Genomic DNA, 1,144 nt, shown 5'->3' on the forward strand with positions numbered 1-1,144 from the left:
GCACCAGCCCCCACACCGCCGCCCCCGCCACATCCACCACACCCTCACCCGGGCCGGTCACGACCGCCCCACGCGTCACCACCACCAACCGGGCATCGGCAAGGCGGTCGTCCGCGAGCCATGCCCGCAGCACGCCCAGCACCTCGCCGAGGACGTCCGCCACCGCACCCTGCGGGCACCTCAGCAGCACGGCCTCGGGGACGGGCCCACCACCGTCCAGCCCGGCCAGCAGGCCGGCCAAGTCCGACGCGACCCGGTCGGGACCCAGCACGGTCGGCTCCTCGGGCGGTGCGAGGGGCGATGAGCCCAGGTCTACGTCCGCCCAGGTCAGGTCGTAGAGCATCGCGGTCGGGTGCGTCGACGCCCGCAGTTCGCCGAGGTCCAGTGGTCGTACGGCGAGGGCGTCGATCGATACGACGCTCCGGCCCGTCTGGTCCGCCAGCAACACGGATACGGCGGCCTGGTCGACGCCCTGCGCGGCGGGGGCCACCCGGACCCGAGCCGCGGCCGCGTTCACGGCGTGCAAGGACACACCGTTGAACGCGAACGGCACGGCCCCCGCCGAGAGACCATCCGCCGAACCGAGCGCCACAGCGTGCAGGGCCGCATCCAGCAGGGCCGGATGCACGTTGTACGCGGACGCCTCGTCGACCACGTCATCCGGCAGACACACCTCCGCGAACACTTCCTCTCCCCGCCGCCAAGCTGAGCGAAGCCCCCGGAACGCCGGCCCGTACGTGAAACCCTGGGCCGCGTACGAGGTGTAGAGGTTCTCCAGTTCCTCGGTCGTGCAGGGCAACGCTCCTTCCGGCGGCCAGGTGCGGAGCGTGTCGTCGGCGGCCCCGGGCTCGGTGTCCAGGAGGCCGGTGGCGTGGTGCAGCCAGGGGTCGTCGGGGTGAGCGTTCTCGTCACGGGAGGAGACGGTGAGGGTGCGGGTCCCGGAGTCGTCGGGTGCCGTGACGCGGACCTGGAGGTCCACGGCGGCGGCGTGCGGAACAGCGAGGGGGGTGTGCAGGGTCAGCTCCCGGACGTGCGGGATGTCGCTCGTCTGGAGGGCGAGTTCGAGGAGGGCGGTGCCGGGGAGGAGGGTGGTGCCGGTGATGGTGTGGTCGGCGAGCCAGGGGTGGGTGTGGAGGGAGATGCG

General features: G+C 72.9%; 1 protein-coding gene. It reads right to left on the bottom strand.

The genetic code is table 11. The annotated features are described in order from the left end of the window. Window positions 1-1,144 (bottom strand): polyketide synthase dehydratase domain-containing protein (locus tag ACZ7DL_RS39095; protein WP_470781854.1); only part of this gene is annotated, 1,144 nt, incomplete at both ends.

This window comes from Streptomyces sp. NPDC036984, assembly GCF_055607665.1.